Here is a 15,096-nt window from a genome sequence, read left to right on the forward strand (position 1 = left end):
ACCGACGGCGTCGGCCCCGGAACCCTGATGGTTCCGGGGCCGACGCCGTTGAGATGAGCGAGCCGGTACTGCTGGTCCGCTCAGTCCAGGTAGTCGCGCAAGACCTGGCTGCGCGAGGGGTGGCGCAGCTTGGACATGGTCTTGGACTCGATCTGGCGGATGCGCTCGCGAGTGACTCCGTAGACCTTGCCGATCTCGTCGAGGGTCTTGGGCTGGCCGTCGGTCAGGCCGAAGCGCATGGAGACCACACCGGCCTCGCGCTCCGAGAGAGTGTCCAGCACGGCGTGAAGCTGCTCTTGGAGAAGGGTGAAGCTCACCGCGTCAGCCGGAACCACGGCCTCGGAGTCCTCAATGAGGTCACCGAACTCGGAGTCCCCGTCCTCGCCCAGGGGCGTGTGCAGGGAGATCGGCTCGCGCCCGTACTTCTGGACCTCGACCACCTTCTCCGGGGTCATGTCCAGCTCGACGGCCAGCTCCTCAGGGGTGGGCTCGCGCCCCAGGTCCTGGAGCATCTGGCGCTGCACGCGGGCGAGCTTGTTGATGACCTCGACCATGTGCACCGGGATGCGGATGGTGCGAGCCTGGTCCGCCATGGCACGGGTGATGGCCTGGCGGATCCACCAGGTGGCGTAGGTGGAGAACTTGAAGCCCTTGGTGTAGTCGAACTTCTCCACGGCGCGGATGAGGCCCAGGTTACCCTCCTGGATGAGGTCCAGGAAGAGCATGCCGCGGCCCGTGTAGCGCTTGGCCAGAGAGACCACCAGTCGCAGGTTGGCCTCCAGCAGGTGGTTCTTGGCCCTCTGGCCGTCCTGAGCCACCCAGTGCAGCTCGCGGCGCAGCTTGGCCGGCAGGTCGTTACCCTCCTCGGCCAGGCGGTGCTCGGCGTAGAGACCGGCCTCGATGCGCTTGGCGAGCTCGACCTCCTGCTCGGCGTTCAGCAGCGCGACCTTACCGATCTGCTTGAGGTAGTCCTTGACCGGGTCCGCGGTGGCGCCGGCGGTGACGACCCGCTGAGCGGGCTCGTCACCCTCGTCGGAGTCGGAGACGGTGAAGGAGCCGTCCTTGTCCTGGGACTTGCCGCGCTTGCCGGACTTCTTGGAGGAGGCCTTCTCCGCCTCCTCCCGGCGCATACGCTCGAGCTCACCGGTCAGGGCCGCAATCGAGGGCTGCATCTTGATGCCCTTGATGACCCAGCCGCGGAAGATGTAACCATTCTGGGCCAGGTAGTCGCGCGCCACCATGGGGGCGGAGTCGCCGATGACGAACCGGGGCACCGGGCCGTGGCCGTAGGGCGCCAGGGTGATGGGCTCCTCCAGGGTGCCGTGGCCGGCGATCTCCAAGTTCTCCACAATCGTGCGCGAGCGCACAAAGAGCGTCGCCCCGGGAGCCAGGCGGACGCCTTTGAGCGAGGCGGGGTTGTTGAAGGGACTGCGCTTGGAGCCGTCGCCGTTCTCCTCCAGACTCACGTCCAGGTAGTAGTCGCGCAGCTCAGGGGCGGGGCCGTCATCCTCCTGAACGGCATGCGCACCGTCCTCATCATCCTCGTCCTCATCAGAGTCCTCGTCGTCATCCTCGTCGGAGTCGTCATAGTCCTCATCGTCGTAGTCGGAGTCGTCGGCGTCGTCGTCTCCTTCGTCGTCGAGGTCGAAGTCCTCGTCGTCGAGCGCGGTCTCGTCGACGTCGTCAGTGAGCTCGGCGCGGGAGCGCGTCACTGTGGAAGAAGCCACGGAGTTCCTTTCGCGTGGGCGGGCGGACAGCCGGCGGCGGGGTATGGGGCCCCGTCCCGGCACAGCAGACAACCCCAGAATTGTAGCGTTTATTCCCCAGCAACTTCGCACTGGCGACTTAGTATGACCTAACCTTGATGGCGGTCGGCTCCATACCGCCGAAAGCGATGCCTGATACCGCAGCCGTCCCCCTCCTGCGTCTACCCTGGCGGTCATGAGCGCGCTGCCAGCGGCCCTGAGCCGTGTCCGTCCCGCCGTCGAGCACCGTCTGGAGGAGGTTCTGGCCGGCTGCCACCGACGCTGGGAGGAGCTGGAGCAGGCTGCGCCGGAGCTGCTCAAGGCCGCTGACAGTGTGCTCGGCGGGGGCAAGCGCATGCGCGCCGTGCTGGGCGCCGTCGGCTGCACCATCCTGAGCGCCCCGGAGCACCGGAACAAGGAGCTCACCGGTGCAAGCGCCGTCCACCTGGGGGCGGCGCTCGAGCTCTACCAGGCCAGCGCCCTGGTCCATGACGATCTCATGGACGGGGCCAGCACCCGGCGGGGTCTTCCCGCGGCGCACCACGCCTTCGCCTGGGAGCACGAGACCCGCGGCTGGCTGGGGCACTCGCGGGCGTTCGGCTCCAACGGGGCCATCCTACTCGGCGATCTCCTGCTGTCACTGGCGGGCGAGGAGATGAGTGCTCTGGCGCAGGCGCATACCTCCTCTGGCTGCGGGGACGAAGCAGTCGGGCACGCCCGGGCCGCCTTCGATGCCATGACCACGGAGGTGGCCCTGGGCCAGTACCTCGACGTGCGCAGCGAGAACCTGCCGTTGCCCTGGGGTCAGGACCCGGCGGCCGCCGCGCAACGGATGCGCGATGACGCCCTGTCGGTCGTACGCCACAAGTCGGCACGGTACTCGGTGCGCCACCCGTTGCTCATCGGGGCTCTCCTGGCCGGGATGGCCCCAAGCAGCCCGACCGCCAAGCACCTGGCCGAGTTCGGCGAGGAGATCGGCATCGCCTTCCAGCTGCGCGACGACGAGCTCGGCGTCTTCGGCTCTCCGCGGGTCACCGGCAAGCCGGCGGGAGACGATCTGCGTGAGGGCAAGCGCACAGTCCTGCTGGCTCTGGCCTGGGGGCGCTGTGACGACACCGGCCGAAAACTGCTCGGGAGCGTCCTGGCCAATACCGAGACCACGTCGAACCAGATCGCTGAGGCGTCTGCGCTCATCGAGGACTGCGGCGCGCGCGCCGTGCATGAGGAGATCATCGCCACCCACCGTGACGCCGGGGTCAGAGCGCTGGGACGACTCAGGGACGAGGGCGTGGTGAGTACTGCATCATTGGAGGACCTGGTGGAGCTGGCGGATCTGCTGACGCACCGAGACTCATGACATAGCGGACGAAACAGGCAGAACCCAGCAGAGAGGCAGTACGACCCGTCCGCATCGGTGAGCGGCTGTCACTGCGCCGTTGGCACCGTAGAATCGCGTTCGTGGTCACGGATCCCCTCATCGGTCGGCTGGTCGACTCTCGCTACGAGATCGTCGACCGCCTTGCGCGCGGTGGCATGGCCACCGTCTACCGCGCCCACGACCGTCGCCTGGACCGGACCGTGGCGCTTAAGCTCATGCACGCCCATTTGGCGGACTCTCCCGACTTCGTCTCACGCTTCCGCCGTGAGGCGCGGGCGGCGGCCAGGCTGTCCAACCCGGGCGTCGTGGCGGTCTACGACCAGGGCAGCCTCGACGGAGTGGCCTACCTCGTCATGGAGTACGTCGAGGGGCCCACACTGCGCGACCTCATCACTGCGGGCCCGCTGTCCGTCAAGGAGGCCCTGGGGTTGGTGGCCCAGCTGCTGCGACCGCTCGGGGCCGCCCATCGGGCCGGGCTGGTGCATCGCGACATCAAGCCGGAGAACGTCCTGCTGCCCTCGGACGGCTCGGTGGCCAAGGTGGCCGACTTCGGTCTGGCCCGGGCGGTCACGGAGGTGACGCAGACGACGACGGGCAACGTACTGGGCACGGTCGCCTACCTGGCGCCCGAGCTCATCACCTCGGGCGACTCCACGTCCCGGGCCGATGTCTTCTCCGCCGGGGTGGTCCTCTACGAGCTCCTCACTGGCGAGCAGCCCTTCACCGCGGACTCCCCTATCCAGATCGCCTTCCGCAACGTTCACGAGGACGTGCCTCTGCCCTCCGCACTGGTCCCCGACATGCCGGCCGACGTCGACGAGCTCGTGGCGACCATGACGCGCCGCGAGCCCCAGGAGCGTCCTGCCGACGCCGATGAGGCGCTGGCGCTGCTGCGCAACGTCGTCGACGAGCTCACCGACTCCGAGCTCGCCGTGCGCCGCGGCGGTGGGACTGGCTCGATCCGAACCCAGGAGGTCATGACGGCCAATGCCCAGGCCGCCCGCTCCGCTATCGACAACGAGCCTCAGGACGATGACGACGCACCCTCCGACGAGGAGTCTTCCTCGCTCGCCGGTATGCGCACCGTCTCGCTGCCCATCGGCTCCATCGGCCCGGATGCCAAGGGCAGGACACGCGCGCTGTCGCGCAAGACGCTGGCGGCCGATACCCAGAAGACCACCGCCGTCCCCACCCGAGGGAAGGGCGTCGGCGGCCTCAACCGTCGTACCGCCGTCATCGTCGGGCTGCTGGCCGTGGCCGGAACCGGAGCGGGTGCTACCTGGTATCTGACGGCGGGTCCAGGGCGGCGGGTTCCCGTGCCCAACATCATCGGCATGTCTCAGGACGAGGCGCAGCTCGCCCTGGAGAAGCAGGGGCTCGACTGGGGCGCTCCGGCGCGGACCTACTCCGACACGGTTCCGGCCGGACACGTCGTCTCCTGTCAGCCGAAGGTCGGCCGGAAGGTGGGGCTCGGCCAGGCAGTCACTGCCGTCATCTCCCGGGGCGTGGAGACCAAGACCGTGCCTGACGTGGTCGGAAAGACCAAGGACCAGGCCGGTGCCGCGATCAAGGGAGCGGGTCTGACCCTGGGGGACGTCACCGAGGACTACTCCGCCAGTGTCGCCCAGGGCAAGGTGATCTCCTCCGACCCCAAGGCTGGCAAGGTCATTGAGCACACCGCAAAGGTCTCGATTGTGGTCTCCAAGGGCAAGGAGCCGGCCACGATCCCCGATGTGACGGGTAAGAGCGAGGACGACGCCAAGAAGGCCCTCGAGGACGCCGGCCTCAAGAAGGGAAAAGTCAGCCAGGACTACTCCGACTCCGTGGCCAAGGGACGGGTCATCTCCTCCTCCCCCATCGCCGGGGCCTCGGGCTACTACAAGGGCGACTCGGTGGACCTGACCGTGTCCAAAGGGCCCGAGAAGGTGACTGTCCCCGATGTGACGGGTAAGAGCGAGGACGACGCCAAGAAGGCCCTCGAGGACGCCGGCCTCAAGGTGACGGTCAACAAGCGCCTGGGCGGCCCGTTCGGGACCGTGCGCTCCACCGATCCCGCAGCGGGTTCCAGCGTCAAGCCGGATTCCAAGGTCACCATCAATATCTTCTGACGGTGGCGACCGGCCCGTGAGGCCCGGGCCGGGTTCGGGCCGTGCCGCGCCTCTGGCCGGCGAGGCGGGCAGGCTCCTGGCCGGGGCCTTCAGCCCTTGAGCATCTCGGCGATCTCGAAGGCGACCTCGAGGGACTGCTGGTGGTTGAGGCGTGGATCGACGAGGGTCTCGTAGTGCTCGGCCAGGCCAGCCTCGTCGATGTGCTCGCCTCCGCCGAGGACCTCGGTGACGTCGTCGCCGGTGAGCTCGACGTGGATGCCACCCGGGGCGGTGCCCAGGGAGCGGTGGACCTCGAAGAAGCCGCGGATCTCATCGAGAATCGTCTCAAAACGACGGGTCTTGTAGCCGTTGTCCGAGGTGATGGTGTTGCCGTGCATGGGGTCGGTGATCCAGGTGACGGGTCGGCCGTCGGCGCGCACTGCCTCGACCAGTGCCGGAAGGGCATCGCGGATGCGGTCGGCGCCCATGCGGGTGATGAGGGACAGACGCCCGGGTACGCTGTCGGGGTTGAGCCGGTCCATGAGCCGGACCACGTCGTCGGGAGACGTGGTGGGGCCGACCTTGACGCCCACGGGGTTGTGGACGCCGGCGAGGATCGCCACGTGGGCACCGTCGGCCTCGCGGGTGCGCTCCCCCACCCAGAGCATGTGGGCGGAGGTGTCGTAGAGGCGCCCGGTACGGGAGTCCTCGCGGATCATGGCGTCCTCGTACTCCAGGAGGAGGGCCTCGTGCGCGGCGTAGAAGTCGACCTGGCGCAGGGCGTCGAAGTCGACGCCGGCAGCCTCCATGAAGCGCATGGCCCGGTCGATCTCCTCGGCGAAGGACTCGAAGCGCTTGTAGGCGGGGTTGGCGGTGAAGCCGCGGTTCCAGGAGTGGACCTCACGCAGGTCCGCGTAACCGCCCATCGTGAAGGCGCGGATGAGGTTGAGGGTGGTGCCCGAGCGCAGGTAGGCGTCCAGCATGCGCGCGGGGTCGGGGATGCGGGCCTCGGGGGTGAACTCGTGGCCGTTGACGGAGTCACCGCGGAAGGCGGGCAGGGTGACCTCACCACGGGTCTCGGTGTCCGAGCTGCGGGGCTTGGCATACTGGCCGGCCATACGGCCGACCTTGACCACGGGCGTGGAGGCACCGTAGGTCAGGACCGCCGCCATCTGGAGGATGGTCTGGACCTTGAGGCGGATGTTATCAGCCGTGTTGTGGGCGAAGGACTCAGCGCAGTCCCCGCCCATGAGGACGAAGGCCTCTCCCATACTGGCCTGGGCGATGAGATCGCGTAGAGAGTCAACCTCTCCGGCGAAGACGAGCGGAGGCCGACGGCGCAGGTCAGCCACCACGCCGACCAGCGCGGCCTCATCAGGGTAGGCGGGCTGCTGCAGGGCGGGCAGGTGACGCCAGGTAGAGGCCTGGACGTCCGTGCGGGCGGCGGAGAGCTCGTTCATCACGCCCGTCAGCATAGGCCAGCCGGGAGTATGCCCCGGAATCGGCGCCGCATCGCGAAACGAGTGGGGACGCTCTCAGCGTGGCCGCACTTCACCCTAGGAGAGATCCATCTCTCCATATTTTCTCGGGTAACGAATTCCCCGGTCCAGGAACCGGTTGTCAGCAAGTCTAGGAGCTATCTCAGAACAGAACCAATCACCCTCGAGTGAAGCGCGTTTGAGCAGAACATCAAGGACAACTAAAATGCAATACACAGATCTTGGATCGAACTTACCGTATTCTCGTCCTATCCGCTTCCTAGCCTTTCTTCCGCCGGGAAGCGCTGGCGCATCAAGCACGGAGTGATTCCAGATCCTTGCATGATGAGCTATGCGGTTACGCAGATACACGAGCGATTTAATTTGACCAGGAAGAATTGATTTCGACACATTTATCGAACCGGCAATATCATTGAGTACTCCAGAGTCAACAGAGGCTTCGACGCAGCGAGACAAGACACCAAACGAGAGAACTTCAGCCGCAACCCACACTGGAAGATCACGGTATGCGTCGACAGTGAAGACTCCATGACCATCGACCTCGCGATCATCGCGGTAGCGGCCAACGAATGCCTCTTTGCTCCGGTTGAGGTCTCGTAGAACATGGGCACCGACATCTGAGCGATCTATGCCTGAAGGAGAGGCAAGTCCCTCACCTCGCACAAGATTCCACCCCGACCCCACACGCTCTCCGTAGAAGTATGAAAATCTGGTTCGAAGAAGGATCTCAAAACGCCTTATCGCAGCAAATACGACGTCCGCAACCTCACCCTCCTTGCGATATACATCTTCGATGACATCTACATGCACACCCCCGAGGAACCGATCATCACCATACATCGGATCCTTCTGCCAGTAACGGAAGTAACCCGAAAAACGATAATAACTGACCTCAGAAAGAAAACGCTCACAAGCGTCGGCATTAGCAACAACAAGACCTCGTTCTTGAAGTCGAGAAACTTGTTCCTGGTAGCTCAACCACTCTTTAGCCATACCCACTCCAAAGGAAAAGGCCCCGGCCTAGTCTGCCTCATGACGAGGCCTGGCCGGGGGGCGATTGCCTTGAGTATAGCAACATAGGAGTCTCATGTCATGCGGCGCGCGTCTCGAAGTTGCGCCCCCGTCAGACGGACACTCATTCAGTCGCACAGAAAACTCGCCTTCGAGGTCAGTGATGTTCCTCATGTCACTGACCTCGAAGGCGAGCGCACCACATGACGCGAACTCAGCCTCAGTGCTCGGGGGCGACCTCGGTGGGCTCGACCTTCTGCCCCAGGTCGGCCATGAGGTCGGTGAACCAGCCCTGGGTGATGTCGAAGGGCTTGGCGCCGGCGATGCGCGGGAAGGCGATCGCGGTGAGCTCGTCGTTGTTCTCCTCGTCCTGGCCGATGACGCCGGACTCGCCGCGCAGGGCGCAGTCGACGGCCAGATCGCACATCTTCTTGATGAGGGCCAGGTCCTCGGCGTTGGCGTGGGCGGCACGCGAGTAGTAGCCGGACTTCTGGACCATGACCTTCTCAGCGCCGATGAGCTCGGCGAACTGCTTGGCGAACCACTGGCCGGGGTTGATGGTGTCGAGCTTGACGTGGCCGAAGGGGTCGCGCTGGACCTCCTGGCCGGCGGCCTCCATTTCCGCGATGATCTCGGGGACGCCGGCGCCCTCGGACAGGAAGATGTTGACGTTGCCCTGCTCGTCCATGATGGCCTTGAGGCGCTCGGCCTCGGCGGCGATGGCGAGCTTCATCTCGGGGACGAAGACGGCGTGGACGTCCCAGCGCTCCTTGGTCAGGCCGAGGGAGGGGGCCCACTGCTTGGTCTGGAGCAGGTCGTGGTAGCGGCGGGCGGTCTCGGCGGTGAGGTAGCCGCAGTTGCGGCCCATGCACTCGTGGACGATGAGCATGCGGGGGTTGGAGCGGTGCTCGCCGATGACGTTGAAGGCGAAGCCGGCGCCCTCGTCGGCCGCGGTCCAGGCGCCCAGGGACTGGCGGATCGGGACGACGTCGTTGTCGATGGTCTTGGGCAGGCCGACGACGGTGAGCTCGTAGTCGTTCTCGTGGAGGTAGGCGGCCAGGTCGGCGGCGGTGGTGTTGGTGTCGTCACCACCGATGGTGTGCAGGACGTCGACGCCGTCCTTGCGCAGCTGCTCGGCGGCGAACTCCAGGGGGTTGACGCCCTCCTCGACGAGGCCGCGCTCGACGAGGTTCTTGGCGTTGGTGAGCTTGACGCGGGAGTTGCCGATCGGGGACCCGCCGAAGTCGCGCAGGATGCCGGCGTTCTTGCGGGCCTCGTCGTCGATGACGATGTAGTTGCCGGTGAGCAGGCCGTGGTAGCCGTACTGGTAGGCGATGATCTCGACCTCGGGAGCGACCTGCGTGTAGCGCTCGATGAGGTCGCCGACGGCGGCGGACAGACAGGGGGCGAAACCGCCAGCGGTGAGCAGGGCGACGCGACGAATCGACATCGGGAACCTTTCGGGTTGTGGGTACTCGGGGTCAGCGCCCCGGCCGGATCGTGCGGCACGGGCCGCACCGGGCGTCAGTCTACGTGCCATCGGCAGCGGCAGACAGAGACCGGAAGAACAGATTCAGGAAGGCCGGAGAATCGCTCGGCGCCGGCCGTCACTCGGCGCCGGGCTCAGCCTCGTCGTCGGAGGCCTTGTCCTTCTTCTTGTCCTTGCCGCTCTTGTCCTCGGGCGGCTCGGGCACAGAGACCTCGGGGGCGGGGCGGCCACCGGGCGCGGCCACGGGGGCGGCCGAGGGCCGGGCCTGCGCCTGGGCGGCGAGCATCTCGGTGACGACCTCGTCGGCGGTCTTCTTGTCCGTATCCATGGCCTTCTTGACGTCGGCGGCGTAGAGGTCCACGTACTCCTGACCGGAGAGGGCCATGAGGGCGTACATGATCTCGTCGGTGATGGAGCGCAGTACGAAGCGGTCGTTCTCCAGGCCCTTGTAGCGGGAGAAGTCCAGCGGCTCGCCGATGACGATGCCGACGCGGTGGCGGGTGGAGGGGATGGACTTGCCGATCGGCTGGGCCAGGTTGGATCCGATCATGGCCACGGGCACCACGGGGGCTCCGGTGGCCAGGGCGATGCGGGCCACGCCGGTCTTGCCGCGGTAGAGGCGCCCATCGGGGCTGCGCGTGCCCTCGGGGTAGATGCCGAAGAGCTGCCCCGAGCGCAGGCGGTCGATGCCGGCCTGAAGCGCCGCCTGGGAGGCCTTGCCGCCGGAGCGGTCCACGGGGATGGTGCCGACGGTCTTCATGAAGTTCTTCACCGCCCAGCCCTTGACGCCCTTGCCGGTGAAGTAGTCGGCCTTGCCGATGAAGGCGACCTCGCGATCCACCAGCAGCGGCAGGAAGAAGGAGTCAATGACCGCCAGGTGGTTGGAGGCCAGGATCGCCGCACCCTCGGTGGGAATGTTCTCCTCACCGCGGATCCAGGGCTGATAGAGCATCTCCAGGGCCGGGCCGACTGTTGCCTTGATGGGTCCGTATCCCACTCGGGGCCTCCTGTGATCTGCTGGCTGGGCGGCCACCACACGGTCCTGCACCATCGGAGACGGACGGCACCGGAGCCGGCGGTGCCGCTCGGGTATGGGGATGATTCTAGGGGGCTTGCCACCCTGCTCGCACCGACTTCCCGCCCGGTGAAGACGATGCGTGTCACTGCCATCATCTAGCCTGCGACTGTGAGCACCGTCGGGACCCAGGTGTCCTTCGCCGACATGGGCACGCCCCTGAAGCGGGCGACCTTCGTCGTCGTGGACCTGGAGACCACCGGCGGGGCACCGGGCGCGCAGGCGCTCACCGAGATCGGGGCCGTCAAGGCGCGCGGCGGGCAGGTGCTGACGGACTTCTTCACCCTGGTCAATCCCGGGGTGGCGATCCCCGCCCAGATCACCATGCTCACCGGCATCACCAACGCGATGGTGGCCGGAGCACCCGGCGTGCGCACCTGCGTGGAGGCGTTCCTGGACTGGGCGGATCTGCTGGCCGGCGACGTCGTCCTCGTGGCGCACAACGCCCGCTTCGACGTCGGGCACCTGCGCGGCGCGGCAGCGGCCCTGGGCCTGGAGTGGCCCGAGCCCCGCGTGCTGGACACGCTGGCGCTGGCCCGCAAGGCCTGGACACGCAGCGAGGTGCCCAACCACAAGCTGGGGACGCTGGCCGCCTTCGTGGGTTCCCAGACCCGCCCCACGCACCGGGCGCTGGATGACGCATGCGCCACCGTGGACGTGCTGCACGCGGCCCTGGAGGTCATGGCACCGCTCGGCGTCACGCACCTGGAGGACCTGGCCACCGCCTCCGACCCCGTCCCGGTCAGGCGCCGTGCCAAGAGCCGCCTGGCCGACGACCTGCCCAGCAGCCCAGGTATCTACCAGTTCCGCTCGGCGGCCGACCAGGTGCTCTACGTGGGCAGCGCCGTGGACCTCAGGCGCCGGGTGCGCTCCTACTTCACCGCCGCGGAGAAGCGCAGCAAGGTGGCGCAGATGCTGGACACCACCGTGAGCGTGCGACACATCGCCACACCCACGCTCATTGAGGCGCGGGTGCGTGAGCTGCGGATGATCGCCGAGCTCGACCCGCCGGTCAACCGCCGCTCCCGGGCACCGCGCCGCCAGCCCTGGCTCCACCTGACCGGAGGCACAGGTCCAGGAGTCGAGCCTCGACTGGCGCTGACGACCGTGCTGCCCACTGAGGAGGCCGGCCACGCGATCGGACCCTTCGCCTCGCGCAGCCGGGGGCAGGAGGCCCTGCGTGCCGCCGAGTCGGTGCTGCGCCTGCGTCGCTGGGACGGGCACGAGCTGCGTCGGGTCCGCACGGACGACGCCCCGGCCGAGCCGGAGGAGGCGCTGGCCTGTCTGTCGGGCACGGTCGACCTGGTGGCCGCTCCCCTGCTGGAGCGCATCGCGACGTTGTCCCGGGCCGAGCGCTACGAGGAGGCCGGGACCTGGACGGACCGCCTGCGCTGCCTGCTGCGCGGGGCGGCACGCGCCGAGCGGGTACGGCCGCTGCTGGCCTGCCCGCATCTCATGGCGGCCAGGCGGCGAGAGGGCGGCGGATGGGAGCTGGTAGTGGTGCGCTGGGGTGTGTTGGCCGGCTCCATGACGACCGCTCCGGGAGCCGACCCGCGTCCCGCCGTCGAGCTGCTGCGCGCCAGCGCCCGGGTCGTCGACAAGCCCGACCACGTCGGACAGGTCGCGAGCATTGAGGAGACGAGTCTGCTGGCCGACTGGGTCCTGGACACCGGCGCTCGCATCGTCGAGGTCGACGGCGACGCCACGGTGCTCACATGGCCGGTTGGCGCGGCGGCCCGCCACCACAAGGTCCTGGCCTCCGAGAACTGACGGCCTTTTCCCTTGTAGGCTCCGTGAGATGAGATCGAGCCATGTGTTGTCGGCCTACAGCGCGCGTGCTGAGGAGTACGCAGCGGCTCTTGGCCGCATGGCAGCGACCGCGGAAGCGGATCGCGAGCTCATCGCCCGGTGGGCGCGCGGATGCCGAGGACGGATCGTCGACGCGGGATGCGGCCCTGGGCACTGGACCGCCTATCTCCATGACCTGGGCCTCGAGGTCGAAGGGGTGGACCCGGTCGAGAGATTCGTCAAGATCGCCCGCGAGCAGCACCCGCACGTGACGTATCGGCAGGGTTCCTTTGCCGGGTTACCGGCAGGGTCCTACGGGGCCGTCTTGGCCTGGTACTCCCTCATTCACCTCCCGCCCCAGAACCTGTCGGAGACGCTTGCGTCCCTGAGAGACAGCCTCATGCCACAAGGCGACCTGCTCGTCGGGTTCTTCGCCGGGGACCGGATCGAGGAGTTCCCCCACGCGGTTGCCCCGGCCTACTACTGGCCACCACGGACCCTGGCCTCGCTTCTGGAGCACAGCGGATTCGAGGTCCTGGACGTGGAGCACCGCCGTGCCCCCGGTGCACGCGACCACGGCAGCATCTCCTGCCGCACGATGTAGATGTAGAGGCCGCTTCAGCGCACTCAAGCTCAGCCGGCGGGGGCGACAGTGCCGCGGCGGGCGGTGAGTGCCTTGGCGACACCCTCCTGGAGGCTCAGCGGGTCCAGGGGCCGGGGCACGACGACCTCGGCCTTGGCCCAGGCGGCCAGCCAGTCGTCCTGGGGCCGGGCGGTCAGCAGCACAACCGCAGGACGCTCATCGAGCTCGGTGAACAACTCGTGGGCCAGCCCCATGCCGCCGAGCTTCTTGGCCTCGGCGTCCAGGACGAGCGCGTCGAAAGGCGGCTGGCCCTTCTTCTCACGGTCCTTGATGGCCATACGCACACCTTCGGCCGTGGCTGCCTCGGTCCAGGTCACCAGCGGCAGCCCCTTGGCCGGTCGGCGCCCGACGCCGTCGACGACCTCCTGACGCACGGTGGCGTCGTCGGAGAAGATGAGGAGCTCGAGGCGGGTGGAAGCAGCCTGGTCAGTCATGGGGGATCCTTCGTGGACGGGTGCGGACAGCGGTGTTTCCGCGGTCAGTGTAATCACACAGAAGCCATCTATCCGTCTTCCAGCCCCCACGTCTAGCATGAACCGTGTTCAGGACTTCAGTCCTACGGGCCCTGCTAATATGGGACTGGAGCCATCTCACCCACCGAAAGGCAGTCCTCGATGGCCGTGTACACCCTTCCCGAGCTCCCCTACGACTACGCCGCCCTGGAGCCCCACATCTCCGGCAGGATCATGGAGCTCCACCACGACAAGCACCACGCCGCCTACGTCGCCGGCGCCAACGCCGCCCTGGAGGCCCTGACCGCAGCCCGTGAAGCCGGCGACCTGGGCGCGATCAACTTGTGGGAGAAGAACCTCGCCTTCAACCTGGGCGGGCACACCAACCACTCCATCTTCTGGAAGAACCTCTCCCCTCATGGCGGCGGCCAGCCCGAGGGCGAGCTCGCCGAGGCCATCAAGGACTCCTTCGGCTCCTTTGAGAAGTTCCAGGCGCAGTTCACCGCCGCCGCGCTGGGTATCCAGGGCTCGGGCTGGGCGGTGCTCGCCTACGACTCGATCTCCGGTGGGCTCGTCATCTTCCAGCTCTTCGACCAGCAGGGCAACGTGCCCGTGGGCACCATCCCGCTGTTCATGGTGGATATGTGGGAGCACGCCTTCTACCTCGACTACCTCAACGTCAAGGCCGACTACGTCAAGGCAGTCTGGAACATCGCCAACTGGCAGGACGTCGCCGAGCGTCTGGCCGACGCCGTCGCCAAGGCCCAGGGGCTCATCGTTCGCTGATACTCGGCCCTGGTAGAGCGCTGCGCAACATTGTGGCCCGCACCCTGAAAGGGGGTGCGGGCCACGACTGTGTCTGGCCGGTGCCAAAGCGGCTCGTGCTAGAGGACCTTCTCAACATCCATGACGTAGGCCGACGCCGGGGCCCCCTGCTGCTGACCGACCGCCTGGGTCGGGGGCAGAAGGACAACGACCCTGGATCCCTCCGGCACACCAATCAGCCCCGGTAGCGACTGCTGGGCCTGGGCCATGTTGAGCGACTCGGCGGCCTGCTGCTCCCAGGTGTTGGAGGGGTGGGAGCCGTCCCAGTAGCTCCCGGCCACGTTCATCATGATCGAGGAGGTCTCCGTGACGGCGGGGCCGGTTCCCCGGGCCAGAACGATGACCTCGGACTGCGTCGGCTGCGCGGCATCGGCGCCGATGGAGAGTGTCGCCGGCTGGCCGAGCTCCCCACTGACCGTGAGGCCGCGCTCACTGACAGCCTCCTCACCCTCCATCGTCGCCGTGGCCGAGGCGCCGGAGACCTTACTGCTGGCGCCGTCGACGATCTCGACGACGAACACGAGTGTCCCGGCCGGGTTCTGCTGCTTCTGGGCGCCGCCGGCCTGTGCGGCCTGAGCGTCCTGGGCCGCCTTGTTGCCGTAGGCGAGCTCGGGGGGAATCGACATGAGCACCCGGTCACCCACATGGTGCCCGGCAAGGCCGCACTTCCATCCCTGAATGACGTTCCCCAGGGAGAAGGCCACCGGGGCACCGCTCTTGAAGGAGGTGTCGAAGGGGTCGGTTCCGTCCCACTGCCAGCCCGTGTAGTTGGCCTTGACCGCACCACCGGCGTCGATCTCGGCCCCCGTCCCCTGCGTCAGCGTCTTGACGGTGAGGTTCTTGGGCGCTTGGGCGTCTTTCTTCCAGGTCACGGTGGGTTGCGTACCGGCGTCGCCGCCGATGGTCGGCAGCGACTCGGAGTCGGAGTCGATCGTCAGGGTCGAGCAGTCCACGGGCGCCGTGGCCGCCGGAACCGGGGTCTCAGAGGCAGAGGCCTTAGAGGACGAGGACGACCCCGAGCAGCCGGCCAGTGCGAGGCAGGCGGCCGCGGCCAGGACGGTCAGGCTGAGGGGTGTACGGCGCACATGGGCTCCTTGCTTGCAG

The 15,096-nt window shown here is 67.4% G+C and carries 12 protein-coding genes; 5 read left to right on the forward strand and 7 right to left on the reverse strand.

Annotated elements, in window-relative coordinates; translation table 11 throughout:
• Nucleotides 1-80: 80 nt before the first annotated feature.
• On the reverse strand, nt 81-1,727 hold the full coding sequence (locus tag HMPREF9056_RS14720; protein ID WP_034514351.1) for an RNA polymerase sigma factor: 1,647 nt from the start codon (nt 1,725-1,727) through the stop codon (nt 81-83).
• Nucleotides 1,728-1,941: 214 nt separating this feature from the next.
• Between HMPREF9056_RS14720 and HMPREF9056_RS09225 the strand changes: the two genes are divergently transcribed.
• Together HMPREF9056_RS09225 and pknB are read left to right on the forward strand one after the other, a co-directional pair.
• Nucleotides 1,942-3,102: a polyprenyl synthetase family protein gene (locus tag HMPREF9056_RS09225; protein ID WP_009404738.1), complete on the forward strand. Its 1,161-nt coding sequence runs from the start codon at nt 1,942-1,944 to the stop codon at nt 3,100-3,102.
• A 101-nt stretch (nt 3,103-3,203) separates the two neighbouring features.
• Nucleotides 3,204-5,231, forward strand: coding sequence for a Stk1 family PASTA domain-containing Ser/Thr kinase (gene pknB, locus HMPREF9056_RS09230; protein WP_009404739.1), 2,028 nt, complete (start codon nt 3,204-3,206; stop codon nt 5,229-5,231).
• A gap of 89 nt (nt 5,232-5,320) precedes the next feature.
• Here the strand turns inward: pknB and HMPREF9056_RS09235 are convergent, their stop codons facing one another.
• The 4 genes from HMPREF9056_RS09235 to HMPREF9056_RS09250 all read right to left on the reverse strand — a co-directional run bounded on the left by HMPREF9056_RS09235 (nt 5,321) and on the right by HMPREF9056_RS09250 (nt 10,206).
• Nucleotides 5,321-6,670, reverse strand: coding sequence for a class II 3-deoxy-7-phosphoheptulonate synthase (locus HMPREF9056_RS09235; RefSeq protein ID WP_253270006.1), 1,350 nt, complete (start codon nt 6,668-6,670; stop codon nt 5,321-5,323).
• A 96-nt stretch (nt 6,671-6,766) separates the two neighbouring features.
• Entirely contained in the window at nt 6,767-7,702 is a 936-nt protein-coding gene (locus HMPREF9056_RS13755) for an Abi family protein (RefSeq protein WP_087942242.1), read from the reverse strand.
• 238 nt (nt 7,703-7,940) lie between these two features.
• Nucleotides 7,941-9,170 carry a pyrophosphate--fructose-6-phosphate 1-phosphotransferase gene (locus tag HMPREF9056_RS09245; RefSeq protein WP_009404743.1) on the reverse strand — a complete coding sequence of 410 codons (1,230 nt, stop codon included), beginning with the start codon at nt 9,168-9,170 and terminating at the stop codon, nt 7,941-7,943.
• 157 nt (nt 9,171-9,327) lie between these two features.
• The gene (locus HMPREF9056_RS09250; RefSeq protein WP_034514353.1) at nt 9,328-10,206 is read right to left on the reverse strand and encodes a 1-acyl-sn-glycerol-3-phosphate acyltransferase; all 879 of its coding nucleotides are present in this window, start codon (nt 10,204-10,206) and stop codon (nt 9,328-9,330) included.
• Between the two features lie 189 nt (nt 10,207-10,395).
• Here HMPREF9056_RS09250 and HMPREF9056_RS09255 point away from each other — a divergent pair, with 189 nt between their 5' ends.
• Nucleotides 10,396-12,054, forward strand: a complete 1,659-nt coding sequence (locus HMPREF9056_RS09255) for a DEDD exonuclease domain-containing protein (protein WP_009404746.1) — start codon at nt 10,396-10,398, stop codon at nt 12,052-12,054.
• A gap of 28 nt (nt 12,055-12,082) precedes the next feature.
• Nucleotides 12,083-12,676 carry a bifunctional 2-polyprenyl-6-hydroxyphenol methylase/3-demethylubiquinol 3-O-methyltransferase UbiG gene (locus tag HMPREF9056_RS09260; RefSeq protein WP_009404747.1) on the forward strand — a complete coding sequence of 198 codons (594 nt, stop codon included), beginning with the start codon at nt 12,083-12,085 and terminating at the stop codon, nt 12,674-12,676.
• A 29-nt stretch (nt 12,677-12,705) separates the two neighbouring features.
• Here the strand turns inward: HMPREF9056_RS09260 and HMPREF9056_RS09265 are convergent, their stop codons facing one another.
• Nucleotides 12,706-13,149 carry a hypothetical protein gene (locus tag HMPREF9056_RS09265; protein WP_009404748.1) on the reverse strand — a complete coding sequence of 148 codons (444 nt, stop codon included), beginning with the start codon at nt 13,147-13,149 and terminating at the stop codon, nt 12,706-12,708.
• 180 nt (nt 13,150-13,329) lie between these two features.
• Here HMPREF9056_RS09265 and HMPREF9056_RS09270 point away from each other — a divergent pair, with 180 nt between their 5' ends.
• Nucleotides 13,330-13,953, forward strand: coding sequence for a superoxide dismutase (locus tag HMPREF9056_RS09270; RefSeq protein ID WP_009404749.1), 624 nt, complete (start codon nt 13,330-13,332; stop codon nt 13,951-13,953).
• Between the two features lie 98 nt (nt 13,954-14,051).
• Here HMPREF9056_RS09270 and HMPREF9056_RS09275 read toward each other — a convergent pair whose 3' ends face one another.
• Entirely contained in the window at nt 14,052-15,077 is a 1,026-nt protein-coding gene (locus HMPREF9056_RS09275) for an FKBP-type peptidyl-prolyl cis-trans isomerase (RefSeq protein ID WP_009404750.1), read from the reverse strand.
• Nucleotides 15,078-15,096: the final 19 nt, after the last annotated feature.

It is taken from the genome of Actinomyces sp. oral taxon 170 str. F0386, from assembly GCF_000195595.1.
Classification (GTDB): domain Bacteria; phylum Actinomycetota; class Actinomycetes; order Actinomycetales; family Actinomycetaceae; genus Actinomyces.

What these genes read in the sequence shown, in the direction of transcription:
- HMPREF9056_RS09225 (WP_009404738.1), top strand. Translation starts at nt 1,942, where the DNA reads ATGAGCGCGCTGCCAGCGGCCCTGAGCCGTGTCCGTCCCGCCGTCGAG.
- HMPREF9056_RS09235 (WP_253270006.1), bottom strand. Translation starts at nt 6,670, where the DNA reads ATGAACGAGCTCTCCGCCGCCCGCACGGACGTCCAGGCCTCTACCTGG.
- HMPREF9056_RS13755 (WP_087942242.1), bottom strand. Translation starts at nt 7,702, where the DNA reads ATGGCTAAAGAGTGGTTGAGCTACCAGGAACAAGTTTCTCGACTTCAA.
- HMPREF9056_RS09245 (WP_009404743.1), bottom strand. Translation starts at nt 9,170, where the DNA reads ATGTCGATTCGTCGCGTCGCCCTGCTCACCGCTGGCGGTTTCGCCCCC.
- HMPREF9056_RS09260 (WP_009404747.1), top strand. Translation starts at nt 12,083, where the DNA reads ATGAGATCGAGCCATGTGTTGTCGGCCTACAGCGCGCGTGCTGAGGAG.
- HMPREF9056_RS09265 (WP_009404748.1), bottom strand. Translation starts at nt 13,149, where the DNA reads ATGACTGACCAGGCTGCTTCCACCCGCCTCGAGCTCCTCATCTTCTCC.
- HMPREF9056_RS09270 (WP_009404749.1), top strand. Translation starts at nt 13,330, where the DNA reads ATGGCCGTGTACACCCTTCCCGAGCTCCCCTACGACTACGCCGCCCTG.